We start from the raw sequence: 19,572 nt of genomic DNA, 5'->3' as shown, positions 1-19,572 counted from the left end.
GGCACGCCTGGCCAGGCGCGTGCGGATAGCGATACCGGCAATCCGGTATCCGCGCTAAGTGGATTGCACGCCGGCCGTTCCGCCTCCCGTGTCGCCTGATCAGCCCTGCGCGCTGCCCGAACCGCCGAAAGTGCGCCGCCTCGCCGCCCAAATGTTCGTCCATCGAAATCGATCTAGCGTATGACGAACATTTCAGTTACGTTTCGCGGCATCGCCTGCCGCCCGGGACGGTGGCGCGAATCTGCCCGACACCCTCGCCCGAGGGCTCCGCGAATCAACGGCAACGGCAACGGATAGGGGCGTGAGCATGAGACGTGTGACAAGTGTGGCCACAGCGCTACTCCTGATAGCCGGGGTGGCCATCAACCCACCGGCAGCATCGGCACAAACCCAGGGCACGACCACGAACGTGGCGGTGTCGACGACGATCAACACGCTGGCCCGGGATGTCGAACGGGTCGAGTCCCTGCGCGAGGTCAAGGACGTCCAACGCGCGTACACCCACCTGGCCCAGTTCGGGCGGTGGTCGGAGATGGCCGAACTGTTCGCCACCGACGGCACGTTGCAGTGGGGGGATCAGACGACGGCCGGTCGTTCGGCGATCGCGGCGTGGCTCGAAGCAGACGCCGGCGGCATGGACGGCATCCGGCCAGGCTCGCTGCACACAGTTGTCATCGACCAGCCTCTGGTGAACCTCTCGGCCGACGGCACCACCGCCAAGGGCCGCTGGTCGGGCCTGCGTTTCCTGGGTGACGGCGAGGGTCAGGCGCGGATCGAGGGCGGAATCTACGAGAACGAGTACGTCCTCAGGGACGGCCGCTGGCAGATCGAGCTTCTCCGCTACTACCCGCAGTACGCCGGCGCGTACGCCACCGGCTGGCGCAACGTCGGCGGCGCGCTGCCGATCGTTCCCTACCACTTCACCCCCGACGAGGCAGGCGTACCGATCCCGCCGCCGACGGGCGCGGCGCCGGCCACGACTGCCACCGTCGGCGAGTTGGCGGCCCGGATCAGCCGGCTCAACGACGAGGACGCGGTCCGCAACCTCCAGCACGCCTACGGCTACTACGTCGACCGTCGCATGTGGTCCGACGTCGTCGACCTCTTCACCTCCGACGGCACTGTCCGGATCGACGGCGTCGGCGCCTACCAGGGCAGCAGTGGCGTCCGTCAGGCCATGGAGCGGATGGGGCCGGAAAACCTCTCCCAGGGCATCCTCAACGAGCGGCCGCTGTTCGACACGATCGTCGAGGTGAGCCCCAACGGGCAGGAGGCCATCGCCCGGGGCATCGAGTTCGCAATGGTCGGTGACGCGAACACCCGCGCCGCCTCGTGGGAGTTCTCCGTTTTCCGCAACTCGTTCGTCAAGGACGGCGGGCTGTGGAAGCTCAAGGACATGGCGATCACCCCGCTGATCGTCGCCACCTACGCCGACGGTTGGGGCAACGGTGGCGTCGCCGCGCCAGCAACTGTCGTACCGGCGTTCCTCGACGTCGCCGGGCGCAGCGCGAAGCCGGCGGGGACCGCGCCGCCGAACACGGACCTCGCCGACCTCAAGCGTCGGCTGGACCGGTCGCAGGCGTTCGACGGCGCCGAGAACGTCTCGATGGCCTACACCGCCTATCTGGACGATCTGCGGATCCTGGAGATGTCGCAGATCCACGCGGCCAACGGTCACAAGCTCTCGCCGTTCGCCGGCTACTTCATCGGGCCGGAACGCATCGCGCAGGCCGGTCGCACCGTCTACGGAAACAACCCGTCGACGATGCGTAACAGCCTGTCCCTGCACTGGCGTCCGCAGCCCGTGGTGATCGTGTCGGAGGACGGCCGGTCGGCGACCCTGCGGGCGCGGCTGCTTCAGCCCCGTACGTCGATCAACAACCCGGGCACCTTCAACGGCGCCATGTACAACGACGAGTTCGTGCTGGAGAACGGCATCTGGCGGGTGTGGAGCCTGACCATCGACGAGTTCTACTGGCAGTCGGTCAACTGGGCCGGCGGCTGGGCGGCGGCGAACCCGCGCAACCCGGACCTGCCCGACCCGGCGCCGAGCACCCTGGTGACCAGGTACCGCCCGGACGTCCTGCTCAGCGAGATGGGCGTACGCGGGGAGGGCTTCCAGGGCGGCACCGGCAGGTTCATCGCCTGGCCGGCGATCGTGCCCATGTGGTTCCACTACCGCAACCCGGTGACCGGGCGGGAGCCGGCGCACTACTGGCCCGACTGTGCTCCGTGCGAGGTACGCCCCGACTGGCGGATGACGGCCCACGGCTACCAGAAGCCGCCGACCGGGCCGCAGATCGACGGATGGGACCTGGACGCGCCGGCGCTCAACAAGGTCGCGCCAGGCATCAACGGCTCCGCACTGTGGGAGCAGCGCCTCACCGCCACGCCGGGCACCTGGAACGTCGACGGACTGTCGTTCGCGTACCAGTGGCTGCGCGACGGGGAACCGATCAGCGGAGCTACCGGGCAGCACTACACGGTGCAGCACGCCGACGTCGGGCACGAGCTGCGGGTGAAGGTCACCGCGACCGGCGCCGGACGTCCACCGGCGACCGCCACCAGCGGTCCGGTGACAGCCGCCTACCCGACGTGGGACGCCGGCACCGTCTACACCGGCGGTGACTACGTCAGCCACGGTGGCGCCGCACACGTGGCGCAGTGGTGGACGCAGAACCAGGCGCCGGGTTCCTCGCCGTGGGGTTCGTGGATGCAGGTCGGCGCGTCGACGGCGTGCGCGACAGGCACCCACCTGAGCTGGACCTCGTCGTGGGTCTACACCGGTGGCGAGACCGTCGTGCACGGCGGCAAGCTCTGGAAGGCCCAGTGGTGGACGCGTAACCAACTGCCCGGCACGCCGAACGGGCCGTGGCAGCAGGTCGGCACCTGCTGATCTGACTCCCCCGGGACGACACCGCACCGGGTTGGCTGGAACTTCAGCTGACCCGGTGCGGTTCGTCGTTGTGCCGTCAGGCGGTGAGGGCTATGTACTTCTCCTCGAGGAACTCCAGGATCCCCTCGGAGCCGCCCTCCCGGCCGAGGCCGCTCTGCTTGACACCGCCGAACGGTGCGGACGGATCGCTCACGACACCTCTGTTGACAGCCACCATCCCGGCCTCGAGCCGGCGGGCCACGGCGATGGCCTCGCGCTCCTCGCCGAAGACGTACGCCATGAGGCCGTAGATGGTGTCGTTCGCCATCCGGACCGCCTCGTCGACGTCGTCGAAGCGGACCACCGCGGTCACCGGCCCGAAGATCTCGGTGGTGGTGATCGTCGAGCCGTGGGCAACGTCGGTGAGCAACGTCGCGTCGTAGAAGGCACCGTCGGCCGACGACTGCCCCCCGCGCACAAGCGTCGCGCCCTCCGACACGGCGGTCCGCACGAGGCTGGCCACCTTGTCCCGCTCGTGCACGGAGACCAACGCCCCGAGGTCGTTGCTGCGGTCCAGCCCTCGACCCACCGAGACGGCGGCGAGCGCGGCGTCCATCCGCGCGACGAACTCGTCGTGCACGGAGCTGTGCACGTAGAAGCGATTGGCAGCGGTGCAGGCCGAGCCCCCGTTGCGCATCTTCGCCAGCAGGGCGCCCGCGACTGTGGTCTCCAGGTCGGCACCGGGCAGCACGACGACCGGCGCGTTCCCGCCCAGCTCCATCGAGGCGCTCACCACGCTGTCGGCACAGGCGTGCAGCAGCTCGCGGCCCACCTCGGTCGAGCCGGTGAACGACAGCTTCCGGACCTCGGGACGATCGATCATCCGCCGTACGAGTGGGCCGGTCGGGACCGGTGTGACAAGGTTGACGACGCCGCGTGGAACCCCGGCACGGCGCAGAACCTCGACGACGTACGCCGCCGTGAGAGGTGTCTCCCGGGCGGGCTTGAGGATCGTCGTGCACCCCGCGGCGAGCGCGGGGCCGAGCTTGCGGGTCGCCATGGCTGCCGGGAAGTTCCACGGGGTGATGAGCAGCGAGACACCGATCGGCTGCCGGTCCACGATGATCCGCTTGTCGCCTGCGGGCGAGAGCCGGTAGTCGCCCGGCACACGCACTGCCTCCTCGGCGAACCAGCGGAAGAACTCCTTCGCGTAGGTGGCCTCCCCGATCGCGTCCGCCCAGGACTTGCCGTTCTCGCGGACCATGAGTTCGGCGAAGACCTCGACCTCGGCGGTGAGGATCTCGTAGGCGGCGCGGAGCAGCTCGCCGCGCTCGCGCGGAGCGGTCGCCGCCCAGCCGTCCTGCGCGGCGGCCGCAGCGTCGACGGCGTCCATGCAGTCCTGCTCCGAGGCGACGGCGAAGCGGGCGATTGTCGACAGGTCGGCGGGGTCGACGACGTCAAAACGCTCACCGTCCGAGCCGGCCCGCCACTGCCCGTCGATGAACAGGTCCGCGTGCAGGGTCATTTGGCACTCCGATCCGCCAGGGCTCCCGCGTGGGCGCGTTCGAGGATGTCTAGCAGCAGCTCCCGCGACGGCGCGACAGGGGCTATCGCGATCAGGCGTGTCGAACCGAGTGCCAGGTCGGCCAGCCGCGGCAGGTGCGCGCGCTCGACGCCGATGTCGGCGAGGCTCGCGGGCACGCCGATCTCGCTGTTGATCCGCGCGATCCGGGCGACGGTCCGCTCGGCGGAGGCCTCACCGGGCGGGATCCCCTCGATCGCGGCGCCGAGCGTCGCGGTCCGCTCGGCGACGTCGGCATCGACGCGCAGAGCGTCGAGGACGTACGGGAGCATCAGGCCCGTGCCGAGCCCGTGGGGGGTCCTGGTGAGCGCGCCGATCGGGTATTGCAGGGCGTGACACAGGTGGGTGCCGGTCGAGCCGAACGCGATCCCCCCGAGCAGCGCGCCCATGGCGACCTCCTGGCGCGCACGCCGATCGGTGGGCTCCCGCACGGCCAGCGGCAGCCACGGGCCGAGGTGCCCCGCGGCGCGCAGCGCGATGCCGTCGACGAGGGCGTTGCGACCTGTGAACACCGGCAGGCGAGCGGACCAGTCGAGGTCGAAGGGCCGTGCCGTGTACGACTCGACAGCGTGCACGAGCGCGTCGATGCCGGCGTACGCGGTCACCGTCGCGGGCGACCCGATGGTGAGCTCCGGGTCGACGATGGCCGCTACCGGCACCAGGAACGGGCTGGAGATGCCCACCTTGAGGTCCCGCGTCGGGTCCGACACGACGGCCACGGGTGTCACCTCCGAGCCGGTGCCGGCCGTCGTCGGCACCGCCACGATCGGGACCACCGGGCCGGGCACGAGGTTCTCGCCGTAGTACCGGCTGAGCGGGCCGCCGTGGGCGCAGAGCAGCGCGATCAGTTTGGCCGCGTCGAGCGCGCTTCCGCCGCCGATCGCGAGGATGACGTCGGCGCCGTACGCCCGGGCCGTCGCGGCGGCGGTGTCCAGGGTGTCGACGGGCAACTCCGGTGTGATGTCGGAGTAGACGCGCACGTCGAGCCCGGCCGCGGTGAGCGCGCCGACGGTGTCGTCGAGGAACGGGGTCCGCACGAGGAACGGGTCGACGACGGCGAGCACCCGCCGGCCGTGGACACCGACGGCCTCCGGCAGTTGCGCCCGCGCGCCGTACCCGAAGTGCACCTGCGCGGGGAGCCGGAGGGTCCCGACGGTGCAGTTTCCCGGGTCAGGCACTGAAACCGCCGTCGACGGGCAGCACGACGCCGCTGAGGTGACTGGCCCGGTCGCTGAGCAGGAATGCCGCCGTGGCACCGACCTCGGTTCCGGTTCCCACCTTGCGCAGCGGCGTGGCGGCGACCCGCGCCTCCACACCGCCGGGGATGGCCAGCCGGGTCTTGGCGAGCATGGGGGTCTCGGTGGGGCCGGGCGCGATGACGTTCACCCTGATGCCGAGCGGGCCGAAATCGTGGGCGGCGGTGCGGGTCAAGCCGATGACGGCGTGCTTGGTGGCCTGGTAGGCGCCCATGCCGGAGCTGCCGCGCATCCCGCCGATGCTGCTCACGTTGACGATGGAACCCGCACCCTGTCGCCGCATGACCCGCACCTCCTCGCGGATGCACAGCCACGTGCCCTTCACGTTGACCGCCATGATCCGGTCGAAGTCCGGTTCGGAGACCTCGTCGAGGCGGCCGGCCTGCGTCATCGCCGCGTTGTTGAACGCGCCGTCGAGCCGGCCGAACCGCTCGACGGTGGCGTCCACGAACCGGGCGACGTCCCGGGCGTCCGACACGTCGCCGGTCGCATACGCGACGTCGTGCCCCGCCGAGGTCAGCTCGGTGGCGAACGCGGCGAGCGGTCCCTCGGTGCGCGCCACGAGCATCAGCGCCGCGCCGTCGGCGGCCAGGACGCGCGCCGTGTCGGCGCCGATCCCCGCGCTCGCTCCGACGACGAGCACGACCTTGCCGCTCAGCGGCGCAGCGTTCGTCTGTGCGTCAGTCATGGACCCTCCAACTCGTACGTCACGGTCCTGGCCGCGTCGACGGCCGCCTTCGCGGCGGCGCCGAACAAACTCGCGTCATTGCTCATGGTCGTGAACCGGAATCCCGCGTCCACTGCCGCACGGACGGCCTCCACCGTGGAACCGCCCGCGTTGCCTACCGGAACGCCGGCCGCGCGCGCCTGCTCGATGGTCACCGCTATCAGGGCGGCGATGGCCGGGTCGGATTCGGTCCGACCCTCGCTCACCGAGAGGTCCGCGGCGCCGACGAGCAACGCGTCGACACCATCGACGGCGGCGATCGCTCCCGCGTTGCGCACGGCGACGGCGCTCTCGATCTGCGCGATGAGGACGACCTCCTGCTGGCCGTAGCGGAGGTAGTCCGCCCGTGGGAGGGCACCCCACGCGCCGGCTCGACTCGTCGCGCCGACGCCCCGCGATCCCAGCGGCGGGAACCGCACGAGCGACACCGCCGCCCGCGCCTGCTCCACGGTGTCGACGTGCGGCATCATGATGCCCTCGGCGCCCGCGTCGAGCATCCGCTGCACCACACCCGCGTCGGTGCCCGGCACGCGGACCAGGGGCGCGACACCGAGATAGAGCGCGGTACCGATGAGCTGGTACGCCGATTCCAGCGTGATCGGCGAGTGTTCCAGGTCGATGACGGCGAAGTCGAAGCCGGCAAGCGCGACCAGCTCCATGATCTCCATCGCCGGGATCTTCACCCACGTGCCGAGGGCCGGCGCGTGGACGTCGGCGAGGGACTCGCGGAATCGGCTCGACTGCCCCGGCAGGCCGGTCACCGCATCGGGTAGTCGTCGGCGTTCAACACCCACCCCGAGGCGGAGAAATCCTCGCGCGGCGGGGAGAAGATGTCGATGAGCTGCTGGTGTGGGCCGACCCCCTGGGTCGTGTGGACTGTGGGCGGCGGGATGACACAGATCGACGGGGTGGCGATCTCACGGCTCTCGTCGGGCCGCCAGCGCGTCGAGTCCGGGCCCCACGGGTAGCGGATGTGGTGCATGAAACGGCCCTTGACGGCCAGTGAGACCTGCTCGAAGTCGTCGTGGTGGTGCGGCGACAACTTGCGGACGTCGCGGGGCTTCGGCTCCTCGGCGAGGAAATTGACCATGAGGTTGGTGGTGCGGAAGATGCGACCGAACCGGCCCTCGGCGATCGGTGTGTCCGCCAACCGGTAGACGCGCAGCGCGAACCCGCCGACCGGGTCGGGCCAGGGCGCAAGTGGAGCCACCCGCTCGTCGGGTTCGGCGTACGCCGCGGCGTTGACAGCACTCGCGCACAGGTCCTCGGCCCGGTTGGAGAACAGCCGGATGAGTGTGCCGTCGCCGTCGACGCGGATCTCGCTGTCGCCCGGCGGTACGACGACGAACGCCTCCTCGGACACCGACTCCGTACGGCCGGCGGTGGACACCGTGACGGGGGCGCTGGACGAGTACATGAGGACCGCGTACTCGTCCGGTTGCGCGGCGCGGGCGAACACGTCGCCCGCCCTGGCCTCGGTGTAGGCGATCACCAGGTTGGCGGCGCGGGCGATCCAGGTCCTGCTGCCGTTCGGCCCGACCACCGTCGGGGTGAAGGAGTGGAACTCGATCCACTGCGCGGGCCTGATGGGCGTGGACACGTCCACCGCCCGGGTGGGGGTCGAGGTCGTCAGGCGCGACCGGATGTCGTCTGCGGCATACGTACTCATGCGCGTGGGCTCCCTTCGGCGGTTTCGATGCCGCGCAGCGCGAGCAGCGCGCGGGCATCGGCTGGCGTGGCGATCTCCTTGCCGAGGTCCTCGATCACATCGCGGATCTTGCGGACCTGCTGCGCGTTGCTCTCGGCGAGCCGCCCCTTGCCGATCCAGAGGCTGTCTTCCAGGCCCACCCGCACGTGCCCGCCGAGCCAGGCGCTGTGCGTGCCGAACTGCATCTGGTCCCGCCCCGCTGCGAACGCGGAGAACGAGTAGTCGTCGCCGAACAGCTTGTCGGCGATGCGCACCATGTGTTCGAGGTTCTCGTGGTCGGCGCCGATGCCGCCCAGGATGCCGAAGACACCTTGGATCAGCAGCGGCGGCGTGGCCAGGCCCCGGTCGACGAAGTGGGCGAGCGAGTACAGGTGACCGATGTCGTAGCACTCGTACTCGAACCGGGTTCCGTTCGCGCCGAGCGTGCGCAGCGTGTGCTCGATGCGGTCGAACGTGTTGACGAACGGCTGGGAGTAGGTGTTGAGCACGTAGGGCTTCTCCCACGCGTACCGCCACTCGGTCACCCTGTCGGCGATCCCGGAGTACACGAAGTTCATCGACCCCATGTTCATGGAGGCGAGTTCGGGGCGGAACCGGACTGCCGCCGCGAGCCGCTGCTCCATCGTCATCGCCGACGAACCGCCGGTGGTGATGTTGATGACGGCGTCGGTGCGTTCGGTGATGCGCGGGATGATCTGCTCGAAGATCTCGGGTTCGAAGGCGGGCCGCCCGTCCGGATGCCGGGCGTGGATGTGCACGATTGCCGAGCCGGCCTCCACCGCCTCGACTGCGGCCTGCGCCACGTCCGCCGCCGACAGCGGCAGGTGAGGGCTCTGCGAGGGAACGTTCACCGAGCCTGTCACCGCCGTGGTGATGATGACCTTCTCAGCCGTACGCATCAGTTGGTCTCCTCGAGACCGAGCAGGTAGGCGGTGTTGCGGCAGATCATCTGGCGGATGGCGGCGGCGGAGATGCCGTGGTCGAGCAACTGCTGGACGATCAGGATGTACGCGTCGACAGGGAGCGGGTTGCCCTGCTGACCGAGGTCCGAGTCGAGCACTGTGCGCTCCGGGCCGATCTTGTTGATCCAGTCGACGAGTCGCTCGATGGGCCAGCGGGGTGCGGGCACCTGTGGGTGGTACATCGAGAGCTCGTGCTCGACGAACGCGCCGTAGCCGAGCATCGTCTCGATGTCGGGTTCGGAGACGTCGACGATGAAGTCGGGGTGGTGCAGCAGGATGCGCTTGACCCCGTTCGCGCTTGCCGTCTTGAAGTAGGCGGACATCGACTCGCCGTCAAGGTGGCCCCCGGTCAGCAGGATTCCGGCGTCGGCGACCAGGCGGGTGACGAGGTCCGCCTCCTCGGACACGTCACCGGCGGCGTTGAAGATCGACACCTCGGATTCGTAGAGGTTGCCTGTGGCGCTCGGGAAACCGTCGTCGTGGCTGTGGGCGCGGATGTGCTGACCCGCCGACACGGTCGGCCCCCACACGCAGCGGCCACCCATGTTGATCGCCACCGCGACCGCCGACGGGTTGACGCCGCCGACCTCGGAGTTGAGGGCCACCCCGCCGTACATGGGCGTCGGCGCGTTCGCCAGCTGCGTTCGCATGGCGAGCAGATCCATCACGGTGTTGTGGTGGTGCGACTTGCACAGGATGGCGCGCATGTTGATCCGGGCCGCGTCGTACGACGCTTCCACGTGGTCGAAGCGGCGGGGGAAAGGGCTCGGACCGGAGTGGCAATGGAGGTCGACGGCGCCGTCCAGCACCTTGAGCAGCCCGGGCGTCGGCGTGCGCGTCTCCTCGGCGACGGACATGCGAGTACCTCCTTGAGTCGGTGGTGCGTGTTCGGGATGCGTAATGAAAGTTCAATATACGGATCACGCTCATGTGTGTCCACAGCCCCGAGCGCACTCCAGACCACCCGGAGGCACCGACGGCTGTTCACAATACGAAGTTGAGGGTTGCCCTATGAACTTTCGACTGCTCTACTTGCGACACAGCACGGACACATGCACGACACATGCCCGACGTGACTCCCGGAGGCGGTGTGAGATGAGCGGCGAGCGTCACGGCCATCGCGCACGCCGCACCGGCAGGCAGGACCTCCCCGCCGGTCCGTCCCGGACGGCCACCATCCAGTCGATCGATCGCGCCGCGAGCGTGCTCGCGCTCCTCGACCAGGACACCGGCAGCCTCACGCCGGCGCTCGTGTCAGACAGGCTCGGCCTGAACCGGACGACAGCGCACCGGTATCTCCAGTCGTTGCAGCGTGCCGGGTTCCTCAACACCGCATTCGGACCGGGACCACTGCTCGACCAGCTCTCCGCGCTGGTGTCGGTGCGCCAGCAGATCCTCACCCTCGCGCCCGCGGTCATGCGTCAGCTCTCGGACGGGACCGGGCTCACCTCGGTGCTGAGTTTCCTCGGGCGGTCAGGCGCTGTGGTGACGCTCGTCGAGGAGGCCAACCAGGCAACAATCGTGCTCACCGTGCGCGTCGGCACCGTGCTCGAACACAGGGCGGCGCAGACCCGCGTCCTCCTGGCATTCCAGTCCGACCCGGCCGCTGTGGCCCGCGCACACGAGCGGCTCACCCCGACCGAGGCCGCAGTGGAGCGGCACGCGCTTGTCGACGTACGGCGCCACCGGGTCGCCTGGGCCGACCTCGACCGGGAGGGCTTCGTGTCGGTGGCGGTACCCGTCTTCGCCACCCGCAACGTCCAGGCCGCGATGGCGCTTCTCGGCACGACAGCGATGTTGCGCCCCGCGGACCAGTCGACCGAGCGCGTCCACGCGCTCGAGCAGGCGGCGCAGACCCTTGGCTCGCTGGTTGCGAGCTGACCCATGCAGGACACACGAGCCCGGGATGACGGGCGGAAGGCGGACGTGAAGATGCCAGGTCCCGCGAGGCGGCGCACCCCGAGCCCGCAGTGGCTCCTGCTCGTGCCGGCGTTCGCACTGATCACCGTGATCCTGCTCGTCCCACTCGGCCAGAGCCTCGTCCGCAGCGCCGGAAGTCCGGACTGGACGATCCAGCACTACCAGACGCTGTTCACCGACGGGGTGACGCTGCGGGTGCTCGCCCGCACCGCGATGACGGCGGCAATGGTCACCGTCATCGCCTTCCTGCTCGGCTACCCGTACGCGTACCTCATGACCCGGGTCGGACCGCGACTGCGCGGCGTCCTCCTGGTGATCGTCCTGATCCCGTTCTGGACGTCGGTGATGGCCCGCAACTTCGCGTGGATCATCATCTTGCAGCGCAACGGTCCGGTGCACTCGTTCCTGGAGCAGTTCGGCCTGGACATCGTCCTGTACGGGACGGTCGGCGGGGTGACGATCGCCATGAGCCAGGTACTGCTCCCGTTCATGGTGCTGCCCCTGTTCAGTGCGCTCAGCGGCATCGACAGGCGACTGCTGCTGGCCGCGCGCGGGCTCGGCTCGCATCCCCTCAGGGCCTTCTGGAAGGTGTACTGGCCGCTGTCGCGCGGCGGCGTCGTGGCCGGGCTGATCCTCGTCTTCACCCTGAGCCTCGGCTTCTACGTCACGCCGGCCCTGCTCGGCTCGCCGCAGCAGTCGCTCGTCGCCCAACTGCTCGGCCAGCGCACGACCCAGCTCCTCGACTTCGCCGGTGCCAGCGCGCTGGGGATGCTCGTGCTCGTCGTCACCCTCGTGCTCGTCGCCTGGGCGAACCGCCTCGGAGGCACCATCTCGGCTATCGGCGTCGTCGCCGCCACTCGTACGAAGGATCAGCCATGACCCGCGCGTTGCGTGACATCCAGACGGAGGCGGGCGAGACGACGGCGCCCCGCCCGCGCCGCACCCGCCGACGCGCACGGGGGGTGGACCCGATCCCGTGGTGGCTGACCGCCATCGTGATCCTCGTCGGGCTGTACTTCATCCTCCCCACCCTCATCGTCATCCCGATGAGCTTCAGCTCCGCGTCGACGTTCCAGTTCCCGCCGAAGGGTTTCTCGCTCAAGCTGTACGAGAACTTCTTCACCAACCCGGTGTGGCTGACCTCGCTGCGCAACTCGGTGCTTGTGGCAGTGCTCTCGGCAACGCTCGCGACAGTGGTGGGGACAGCCGCCGCGCTGGGCCTGCACAACCTGACCGGGCGGCTGGCGCGTTTCGCGCGGACCGTACTGATGATCTCGATCGTCACGCCGGCGATCGTCATCGCGGTGGCTGTCTACATCTCCTTCCTGAAGTGGCAGCTCGTCGGGACCATCACCGGCTACGTGCTCGCGCACGCCGCGATAGCCGTGCCGTTCGTGCTGGTGTCGGTCACGAGCGCGCTCGGCGGGTTCGACCCGAAGCTGCTGCGCGCGTCGGCGTCACTTGGCGCCCCACCGCACCGCACCTTACTGCGCGTGACGATGCCGCTGATCAGCAGGGGCATCATCACGGGCGCCATCTTCGCGTTCGTGACGTCGTTCGACGAGGTCGTCATCGCCCTCTTCCTGCGCTCTCCGCTGTTCCAGACGCTGCCCGTGCAGATGTACAACAGCGTCACCGTCGAGATCGACCCGACGATCGCCGCGTCATCCAGCCTCGTGGTCACCGCGGTCACCATCATCTGCCTCGTCCTGCAGTTCGTGGGTAGCCGAGGAAAGACCCGTTAGGAGTACGCATGCCTGCAACGCCGTCCCCCACTGTCGCGCCCGCGCCCGAATCCGTTGCGCCGCGGGCCGGTACGCAGATCCGCCTCAACGGTGTGACAAAGGACTACGGCCTGGCGGTTCCCGCCGTCGCGGACGTCTCGCTCACCATCGAACCTGGCGAGTTCATGACGCTGCTCGGGCCCAGTGGCTCCGGCAAGACGACGACGCTCAACCTGATAGCGGGGTTCGAGACGCTCACCGCGGGGACGATCTCGTTCAACGGGGCCGATGTCAGCGCGCTTCCCCCGCACAAGCGCAACCTGGGGATGCTCTTCCAGAACTACGCGCTCTTTCCGCACATGACTGTCGCGCAGAACGTCGCCTATCCGCTGCGCGAACGCCGGGTGTCCAGGGCCGAGACGGCGCGCAAGGTCGCCGAGGTGCTCGAACTGGTCCAGCTGACCGGCCGGGACGACAACTATCCCGCCCAGCTGTCCGGCGGCCAGCAGCAGCGGGTCGCGCTCGCCCGCGCCATCGTCTTCGGCCCGACAGCGCTGCTCCTCGACGAGCCGCTGGGGGCGCTGGATCGCAACCTGCGGTCCTCGTTGCAGCTGGAGATCCAACGGATCCACCGCGAGGTGGGGTCGACGTTCGTGTTCGTCACCCACGACCAGGAGGAGGCGATGAACCTGTCGGACCGCATCGCGCTCTTCAACGAAGGCCGCATCGAGCAGGTGGGCACGCCGGAATCACTCTACGAGGCACCGGAGACCCTCTTCACCGCGCGTTTCCTCGGCGACTCGAACGTCTTCCAACTGTCCGGCAGCGCCGACGACACCGTGGTGTGGGAGGACAACGTCTGGGCTCTCGACTCCCGCACCGTGTCGTCCCGGGCGAGCGCCGGCGGGCAGGTCGCCCTTGTGGTGCGGCCGGAGGACGTCCACATCGTCACCGACGGTGGCGCGGCGCCGGCCGGGGCGAACTCGGTGGCCGCGACCATCCGGGACATCGGCTACATGGGTTCCTACCGCACGGCCGCGCTTTCGCTGGGCCGCGGCGGGACGGTGGGGCGCGCGAGGTTCGACGCCATGCAGACGGACCTGAGCGTCGGCCAGCCGATCGTCGCCTGGTGGCGGATCGAGAAGCAACGTGTCGTAGCCGTCTGATCGTTCACTACGTGAACAAGAGTCGACGTATTCCAAACATCGTGCCTGAACGGCCCTTGCACAGCCACGTCACCCTCGCTTAGCGTTCATATTACGAAGTCATGAACCGCACTTTGAACAATCAGGCTCGCGTACGGACCTATACCGAAGGAAGTGACGATGGTGACCAGAACTAGTCGCGGTCTCGCGACCATCAGCGCGATCACCGCCGTGGCCCTGCTGGCCGCCTGTGGCGGCGAGACGGCCTCTGCGACAGACCCGGACGGCCCGGTCAAACTGACGTTCGTCGCGTACGGCGGGGTCGGCCAGGAGGCGATGATCCAGCACTACCAGAAGCCCTACACGGCCGCGAACCCCAACGTCACATTCGTCAATTCCTCACCGCCGGACGTCGCCCAGGTGAAGGCCCAGGTGCAGAGCAACTCCGTGCTGTGGGACGTGGTGGCGGTCGCCCCGGCGGCCGCCACCCAGAACTGCGGGACCCTCTTCGAGAAGCTCGACTTCTCCGCTGTCGACAAGAAGGACCTCGTCGAGGGCACCATCGGCGAGTGCTACATCGGCAACTTCATCAACGCGTCACCGTTCGCCTATCGCACCGAGGCGTTCCCGGACGCCAGCAAGGCGCCGAAGACGATCGCTGACTTCTTCGACATCCAGAAGTTCCCCGGCCGGCGCGGCATCCTCACCAACATCCAGAACGGCATCCTTGAATATCCGCTGCTGGCCGACGGCGTGGCCCCGAAGGACCTCTACCCGCTAGACGTCGACCGCTCGCTCAAGAAGCTCGACAGCATCCGCGACGTCACGACGTTCGCCCCGAACGTCGGCGCGCTGCAACAGGCGGTCGGATCGAAGCAGGTCGACATGTTTCTCCTTGCGGACTCGCGACTCGTACCGCTGATGGACGAGGGCACCGACGTCACGGTCGTCTGGGACGTGACGGTCGCCTCCATCAACGCCTTCGCGGTCCCGAAGGGCTCGGCGAACGTCCAGGCCGCACAACGGTTCCTGCCGACGGTGGTGAGCCCCGAAGCCGTCGCCGGCATCTCCGAGGCCCTCGGCACCGCGCCGGTGAACCTCGCCGCCAAGTCGAACCTCTCGCAGAACGCCAAGAAGGTAGAGGTCTACGGCCCCGCCAATACCGGCGAAACGGTCCTTCAGGACGTCGGCTGGTACGCCACCAACTTCAACGAGGTGACGACGAAGCTCACCAATTGGTTGGCCGGATGACGCCACTCCCCCACGGGTCACACTGAAACCTGAACGTTCCCTCTGTGAACTACGATTCAGCGATGGCGAACTTTGACCCGACCGAGGCTTCGAGCTCCGACATCCGGGCCGTTGCGCGCGTCGGCCAGATCCTAGCGCTGTTCGGCCCTCGGGTCCTCGAGCTCACAGCGGCGGACGTTGCCGAACGCACCGGCCTGAACCGCACAACGGCCTACCGGTACTGCGCATCGATGGTGGCCGCAGGCATCCTCGAACGAGGCACCCGTCGGGGAACGTTCGCGCTCGGCGGACTGATGCTGGAGCTGGGCATCCAGGCCCTGGGACGCCAACGCATCGTCGAGATCGCCGGCCCCCACCTGCGGAAGCTGCGCACCGCCGTCCGCATGACGGCGGTGCTCAGCATCCGCGGCGCCACGGAGCCGGTGGTCGCCCTCGTCGAGGAGGACACGAGTCGAATGGTCGTAGTGACCGTGCACGCCGGCTCGAAGCTCGACATGACCGCGGCCCAGACCCACTTGTTCCTCGCGTACGCCGATCCGTCAGCGCTTGACGCCGCCACGGAGGGAATGTCGGCGGTTGACAAGGCCCGGCTGGAGTCCGAGATCTACTCCGCCCGCCGGCAGGGGTTCAGCATCGCCCGGCACAGCGGCGGCCTGTTCGCCATGGCGGCGCCGGTCTTCGACGAGCAGGGAATGTGCGCCACCGTGGCGATCCTCGGCGCCGGGGAACTCGACCTTGCCACCGCACTCGACCAACTCCTGGCAACCGCCACCGCGCTCAGCGACGAACTGAAGGCTCCAGGTGAAGGGCCACATGCCGACCTATGACGAACTCTCCTCCGCGGACCCGCCCCACTCGAGCTGGGACGTCTTCGGCCGCGACGACGAACTGGGCACCATCAACCTCCTGACGCCCGAGCGGGTGGCGGCGGCCGCGCGACTCGTCCGCAGCGGCCGCAGGTTCAACCTCGACTACCCCGTCAACGCCTTCGACCCGTACCCGACCGGCACCCGCCCGGCCACGGCGCACCACGTGTTCGCCAACAACGAGTTCCACCGCGACGACTGGCTCGACTCGTTCTATCTCCAGTCCACGTCGCAGCTGGACGCGCTGCGCCACATCGGCCATCCGCGACACGGTTTCTACAACGGGCTCGCGGCCTCCGACAACACGAGCGACTCGATGCGGTTGGGCATCCACAACTGGGCCGAGTCGGGCATCGCGGGCCGGGGCGTGCTGCTGGACGTAGCTCGCTTCTTCGCGACGCACGGCCGCGAGTACGACTGCGAGACGACAGTGGTCCTCGACGCGCCGACGCTTGACGCCATAGCCGCCGACCAGGGCGTCCAGTGGCGGGGCGGCGACATCCTGCTGCTGCGCACCGGCTGGGCCGAGAACTACGTGTCGAAGTCACGCCCGGAGCGCATCGAGTTCAACACCCGCAACCGGTCCCCCGGGCTGGCCCAACGCGAGCAGACACTGCGGTGGCTGTGGGACCACGAGATCGCGCTCGTCGCCAGTGACACACCCGCCGTCGAGGCCGACCCCGTCATCGACTCGGACTTCCGGGTGACAGGCGAACGCGCGCCCGAGCGCGGCGTGAACCACAGCGGCATGCTGCACCGACCGCTGATCGCCCTGCTCGGCATGGCAATGGGCGAGCTGTGGAGGCTCGACCAGCTCGCCGCGAGCTGCGCGCAGGACGGCCGCTACGACTTCTTCCTGACCTGCAAACCACTGAACATCCCGGGTGGGGTCGGCTCCCCGCCCAACGCGCTCGCCATCAAGTGAGCGCCCACCGCTTCTGAGGCCACGTCGGCGACGAGCGCCGGGCCGGACGCCTGCTGACGTCCGGCCCGGCGTTACGGTGCCGGCTACCTACAGCCGGGCGGCGCCCGCCGCGCTGGCTGCCCGCTCGGCCGAGGTACGGCGAACCTCAGCCCGCTGCTCGCCGGCCTCCTCCCGATCCGGGCCGGCCACCCGGGCGGCCCGGTTGGCGGTCGCGTCCGCCTGGTCACCCGTCACGCCGCCGCGGATCCGGTTGTTCTCGGCCACCTGGGCGGCCGGGTCGTTCGACGTCACCGTCAACTGGCCGTTGATGATGTTGTCGTCCACGGTGACGCCACCTGTGGTGCTGGTGATGCTGACGTCCGCACCCCAGTAGCCGCCGGAGGCGCAGCTGTCGAGGACCCCGTTCGGGCCGAGCTGCACCCCGCCCAGATTGCCGGCGAAGGTGGCCCGGCCCCGGACCGCACTGCCGCACACCACGCTGCCCGTGGAGCTGTTCAGCACCGACAGGGTGCCGTCGACGAACGAGTCGTGCACATCGGTGTAGTAGGTGCCGGTGCTGCTCAGGTTGCGCTGCACCTGGGTTCCACTGTCGAGCCGGACCTCACCGGCGCTCGCGTTGACGTGCCCGACGATCGTCGACTCCTCCACGAACAGGAAGCTGTCGATGGTCGCGGTGCCCTTCGGCCGCACCGTCACGGTGCCGGTCTGGGCGGCCTTGAGGAAGACGCCGTACCCTCCGGCGGCCAGCACCACCTGGCCGTCGACGCTCGTGTCGGTGGCGTCGAGGTAGCCGTCCGCGGCGACGCGTACCTCACCGCTGATGCGACCACCGGTGACCACCAGGTTGCCGCCGGCCGCGACTGTGACATTGCCGGTGATCGTGGTGCCGGTCAGCGAGCAGGACTTGCCGGCCGGCACGAGTAGGTCGTTGGGGACGGTCACCGCGCCGCCGGTGCCGATGCAGTGGGTGACCAGGTCGGCGTGTGCGGAGGGCGCCACCGCCAGCACCGAGGCGGCGACGACGGCGCTCACGGTGGCCAGCTTGACGACGGTACGTCCGGGCATCGTTGTACTCCCTGTCGGTGAGATTCGAGGACTCATGCGCCGACGTCCGATCGGGCCGCGGCCCGGACGATGGCGCCCTGCTGCCGCCGGTCGAGCGTGCCGGCGGTCACGAGCGCGGTGGTGACCGCCTCGACGTGCCTGACGAACTCGGCGTGGCCGGGGTGGTCGGCGTGTTCGTCGATCAGATCGTTGATGGTGCAGCCGTCGCCGGTGTCGACGTTTGCCACACCTGTGTCGTCGCCGTCGATGATCACCGTGGGCCGGGTGTCGGACTCGGGGCAGGCGTCGGTGCCGTCGGCCACCACCGTGAACGTCGTCGACTGCTCCGTGGAGGTGTTTCCGGCGGTGTCGGTCGCCCGGTACCGCACTGTGTGCGCGCCGACGGCACGGACGGTGACCGGCCCGGAGTACGTGGTCCAGGCTCCGGTGTCGAGCGCGTACTCGACCTTCGCCACGCCCGATTCGTCGTCGGTGGCGGTGACTGTGACCGTCGCACCTCCGACGTACGCGCCGTCGTCGTTGCGGTCACCGGCCACCGTGGCGGAGACCGTGGGTGGGGTGATGTCCTCGGCCGGCGGTGCGACGACTGTGAAGTGCGCCATCTGCTCGGCCGACGTGTTTCCGGCGACGTCCGTCGCCCGGTAGTGCAGCATGTGCATCCCCACCGTGTTCACGACGACCGGATTCGCGTACGCGGTGAAGGCGCCCCCGTCGAGGGAGTACTCGATGGTGGCGACACCGGACCCCTCGTCGGTGGCGGTGAGCGTGGCGGTGGCCGTACCGACGTAGTTGCCGTCGCCGTCGCGGTCGCCGGTCAGCGCGGCCGTCACCACCGGCGGGGTGGTGTCCTCCTGGGTCGGTTCGACGATCCGGAACGACACCGAGCCGACAGCGCTGGTGTTGCCGGCCTGGTCGGTGGCGCGGAACTGCACCGAGTGGTCGCCGATCGCCGTGACGCGCACCGGCTGCGTGTACGGCTGGAAGCTCGTGTCGTCGACCTGGTATTCGACGGTGTCCACGCCGGAGCCCGCGTCGGTGGCCGTCACTGTCACCGTTGCGGCGGCGACGTAGTTGCCGTCCTGGTCGCGGTCACCCGACACGGCGCCGGTCACCGTCGGCGGTGTGGTGTCGTCGCCGCCACCGCCGTCGGTGACCACCAGTTCGCCGACCATCTGGCTGTGGCCGGGGATGGTGCAGAAGTAGCGGTAGCGGCCCGGGGTCAGCGTCACTGTCGCCTCGTGGCGCCCGTTGTTGACGTCGAACGGGTTGGCAAGGATGTTCAGCGTGACGTCGTGGTTGTAGCCCTCGGTGCTGGTGTCGAAGGTCAGTGTGTGCGGCATCCCTGTGGTGTTTCCGGTGGCCGCGCTGTTCTCCCAGATGATCGTTGTCGCACCGGCCACCGCCTGGGTGGGAGCGGACTTGTAGCGGGTGATGTCGTCGTCGGCGGTCCAGGTCAGCACCTGGTCCGCGGCGCGTGGGGCGGCGGAGGCGGGCGTCGCTGCCCACGGGGTCACCGTGAGCAGGAGCGCCGCCAGCGCTGCCGTCAGTCGTCGGGGCATCGTCTCT

17 protein-coding genes are annotated in these 19,572 nt (G+C 69.2%); 8 read left to right on the top strand and 9 right to left on the bottom strand.

The window, feature by feature from the left end; translation table 11 throughout:
• Positions 1-307 precede the first annotated feature (307 nt).
• A complete protein-coding gene (locus F4558_RS07500; RefSeq protein WP_231640087.1) occupies positions 308-2,896 on the top strand; it encodes a nuclear transport factor 2 family protein in 2,589 nt (862 codons plus the stop codon).
• A gap of 76 nt (positions 2,897-2,972) precedes the next feature.
• Here the strand turns inward: F4558_RS07500 and F4558_RS07495 are convergent, their stop codons facing one another.
• From F4558_RS07495 to F4558_RS07465, 7 genes are read right to left on the bottom strand one after another with little or no spacing between them, the layout of a single operon-like run.
• Positions 2,973-4,400 (bottom strand): NAD-dependent succinate-semialdehyde dehydrogenase, encoded by a 1,428-nt coding sequence (locus F4558_RS07495; RefSeq protein WP_053656693.1) that lies wholly within the window; start codon positions 4,398-4,400, stop codon positions 2,973-2,975.
• Positions 4,397-5,635 carry an iron-containing alcohol dehydrogenase gene (locus F4558_RS07490; protein ID WP_167943618.1) on the bottom strand — a complete coding sequence of 413 codons (1,239 nt, stop codon included), beginning with the start codon at positions 5,633-5,635 and terminating at the stop codon, positions 4,397-4,399. The genes F4558_RS07495 and F4558_RS07490 overlap by 4 nt, the downstream gene beginning before the upstream one ends.
• A complete protein-coding gene (locus F4558_RS07485) occupies positions 5,628-6,401 on the bottom strand; it encodes an SDR family NAD(P)-dependent oxidoreductase (protein ID WP_053656689.1) in 774 nt (257 codons plus the stop codon). The genes F4558_RS07490 and F4558_RS07485 overlap by 8 nt, the downstream gene beginning before the upstream one ends.
• Positions 6,398-7,201, bottom strand: a complete 804-nt coding sequence (locus tag F4558_RS07480; protein ID WP_209273215.1) for an HpcH/HpaI aldolase family protein — start codon at positions 7,199-7,201, stop codon at positions 6,398-6,400. Before F4558_RS07480 ends, F4558_RS07485 begins: the two co-directional genes overlap by 4 nt.
• Complete coding sequence (locus tag F4558_RS07475; RefSeq protein ID WP_167943617.1) at positions 7,198-8,109, bottom strand: cupin domain-containing protein; 912 nt, start codon at positions 8,107-8,109, stop codon at positions 7,198-7,200. Before F4558_RS07475 ends, F4558_RS07480 begins: the two co-directional genes overlap by 4 nt.
• Positions 8,106-9,047 (bottom strand): 3,5-dioxohexanoate:acetyl-CoA acetone transferase, encoded by a 942-nt coding sequence (gene kce / locus F4558_RS07470; RefSeq protein WP_053656685.1) that lies wholly within the window; start codon positions 9,045-9,047, stop codon positions 8,106-8,108. The genes F4558_RS07475 and kce overlap by 4 nt, the downstream gene beginning before the upstream one ends.
• Entirely contained in the window at positions 9,047-9,967 is a 921-nt protein-coding gene (locus tag F4558_RS07465) for a DUF6282 family protein (RefSeq protein ID WP_053656683.1), read from the bottom strand. The genes kce and F4558_RS07465 overlap by 1 nt, the downstream gene beginning before the upstream one ends.
• Positions 9,968-10,205: 238 nt before the next feature.
• On the opposite strand from F4558_RS07465, the gene F4558_RS07460 reads away from it, so the two are divergent.
• From F4558_RS07460 to F4558_RS07430, 7 genes are all read left to right on the top strand, one after another.
• Positions 10,206-10,991 carry an IclR family transcriptional regulator gene (locus tag F4558_RS07460; protein WP_053656681.1) on the top strand — a complete coding sequence of 262 codons (786 nt, stop codon included), beginning with the start codon at positions 10,206-10,208 and terminating at the stop codon, positions 10,989-10,991.
• A 51-nt stretch (positions 10,992-11,042) separates the two neighbouring features.
• Complete coding sequence (locus tag F4558_RS07455; protein ID WP_053656944.1) at positions 11,043-11,909, top strand: ABC transporter permease; 867 nt, start codon at positions 11,043-11,045, stop codon at positions 11,907-11,909.
• Positions 11,906-12,775, top strand: a complete 870-nt coding sequence (locus F4558_RS07450; RefSeq protein ID WP_167943616.1) for an ABC transporter permease — start codon at positions 11,906-11,908, stop codon at positions 12,773-12,775. Before F4558_RS07455 ends, F4558_RS07450 begins: the two co-directional genes overlap by 4 nt.
• 8 nt (positions 12,776-12,783) lie before the next feature.
• Positions 12,784-13,920, top strand: a complete 1,137-nt coding sequence (locus F4558_RS07445) for an ABC transporter ATP-binding protein (RefSeq protein WP_167943615.1) — start codon at positions 12,784-12,786, stop codon at positions 13,918-13,920.
• Between the two features lie 159 nt (positions 13,921-14,079).
• Positions 14,080-15,150 carry an extracellular solute-binding protein gene (locus F4558_RS07440; RefSeq protein ID WP_167943614.1) on the top strand — a complete coding sequence of 357 codons (1,071 nt, stop codon included), beginning with the start codon at positions 14,080-14,082 and terminating at the stop codon, positions 15,148-15,150.
• Positions 15,151-15,212: 62 nt separating this feature from the next.
• On the top strand, positions 15,213-15,977 hold the full coding sequence (locus F4558_RS07435) for an IclR family transcriptional regulator (protein ID WP_053656676.1): 765 nt from the start codon (positions 15,213-15,215) through the stop codon (positions 15,975-15,977).
• Entirely contained in the window at positions 15,964-16,941 is a 978-nt protein-coding gene (locus F4558_RS07430; RefSeq protein WP_053656674.1) for a cyclase family protein, read from the top strand. The genes F4558_RS07435 and F4558_RS07430 overlap by 14 nt, the downstream gene beginning before the upstream one ends.
• An 87-nt stretch (positions 16,942-17,028) precedes the next feature.
• Here F4558_RS07430 and F4558_RS07425 read toward each other — a convergent pair whose 3' ends face one another.
• Positions 17,029-18,006, bottom strand: coding sequence for a hypothetical protein (locus F4558_RS07425; protein WP_053656672.1), 978 nt, complete (start codon positions 18,004-18,006; stop codon positions 17,029-17,031).
• Positions 18,007-18,038: 32 nt separating this feature from the next.
• On the bottom strand, positions 18,039-19,565 hold the full coding sequence (locus F4558_RS07420; RefSeq protein ID WP_167943613.1) for an OmpL47-type beta-barrel domain-containing protein: 1,527 nt from the start codon (positions 19,563-19,565) through the stop codon (positions 18,039-18,041).
• Positions 19,566-19,572: the final 7 nt, after the last annotated feature.

This window comes from Micromonospora profundi, assembly GCF_011927785.1.
Taxonomy (GTDB): domain Bacteria; phylum Actinomycetota; class Actinomycetes; order Mycobacteriales; family Micromonosporaceae; genus Micromonospora; species Micromonospora profundi.
The sequence above is the reverse complement of the archived record's forward strand: the minus strand, read 5'-3'. Positions and strand labels throughout refer to the sequence as shown.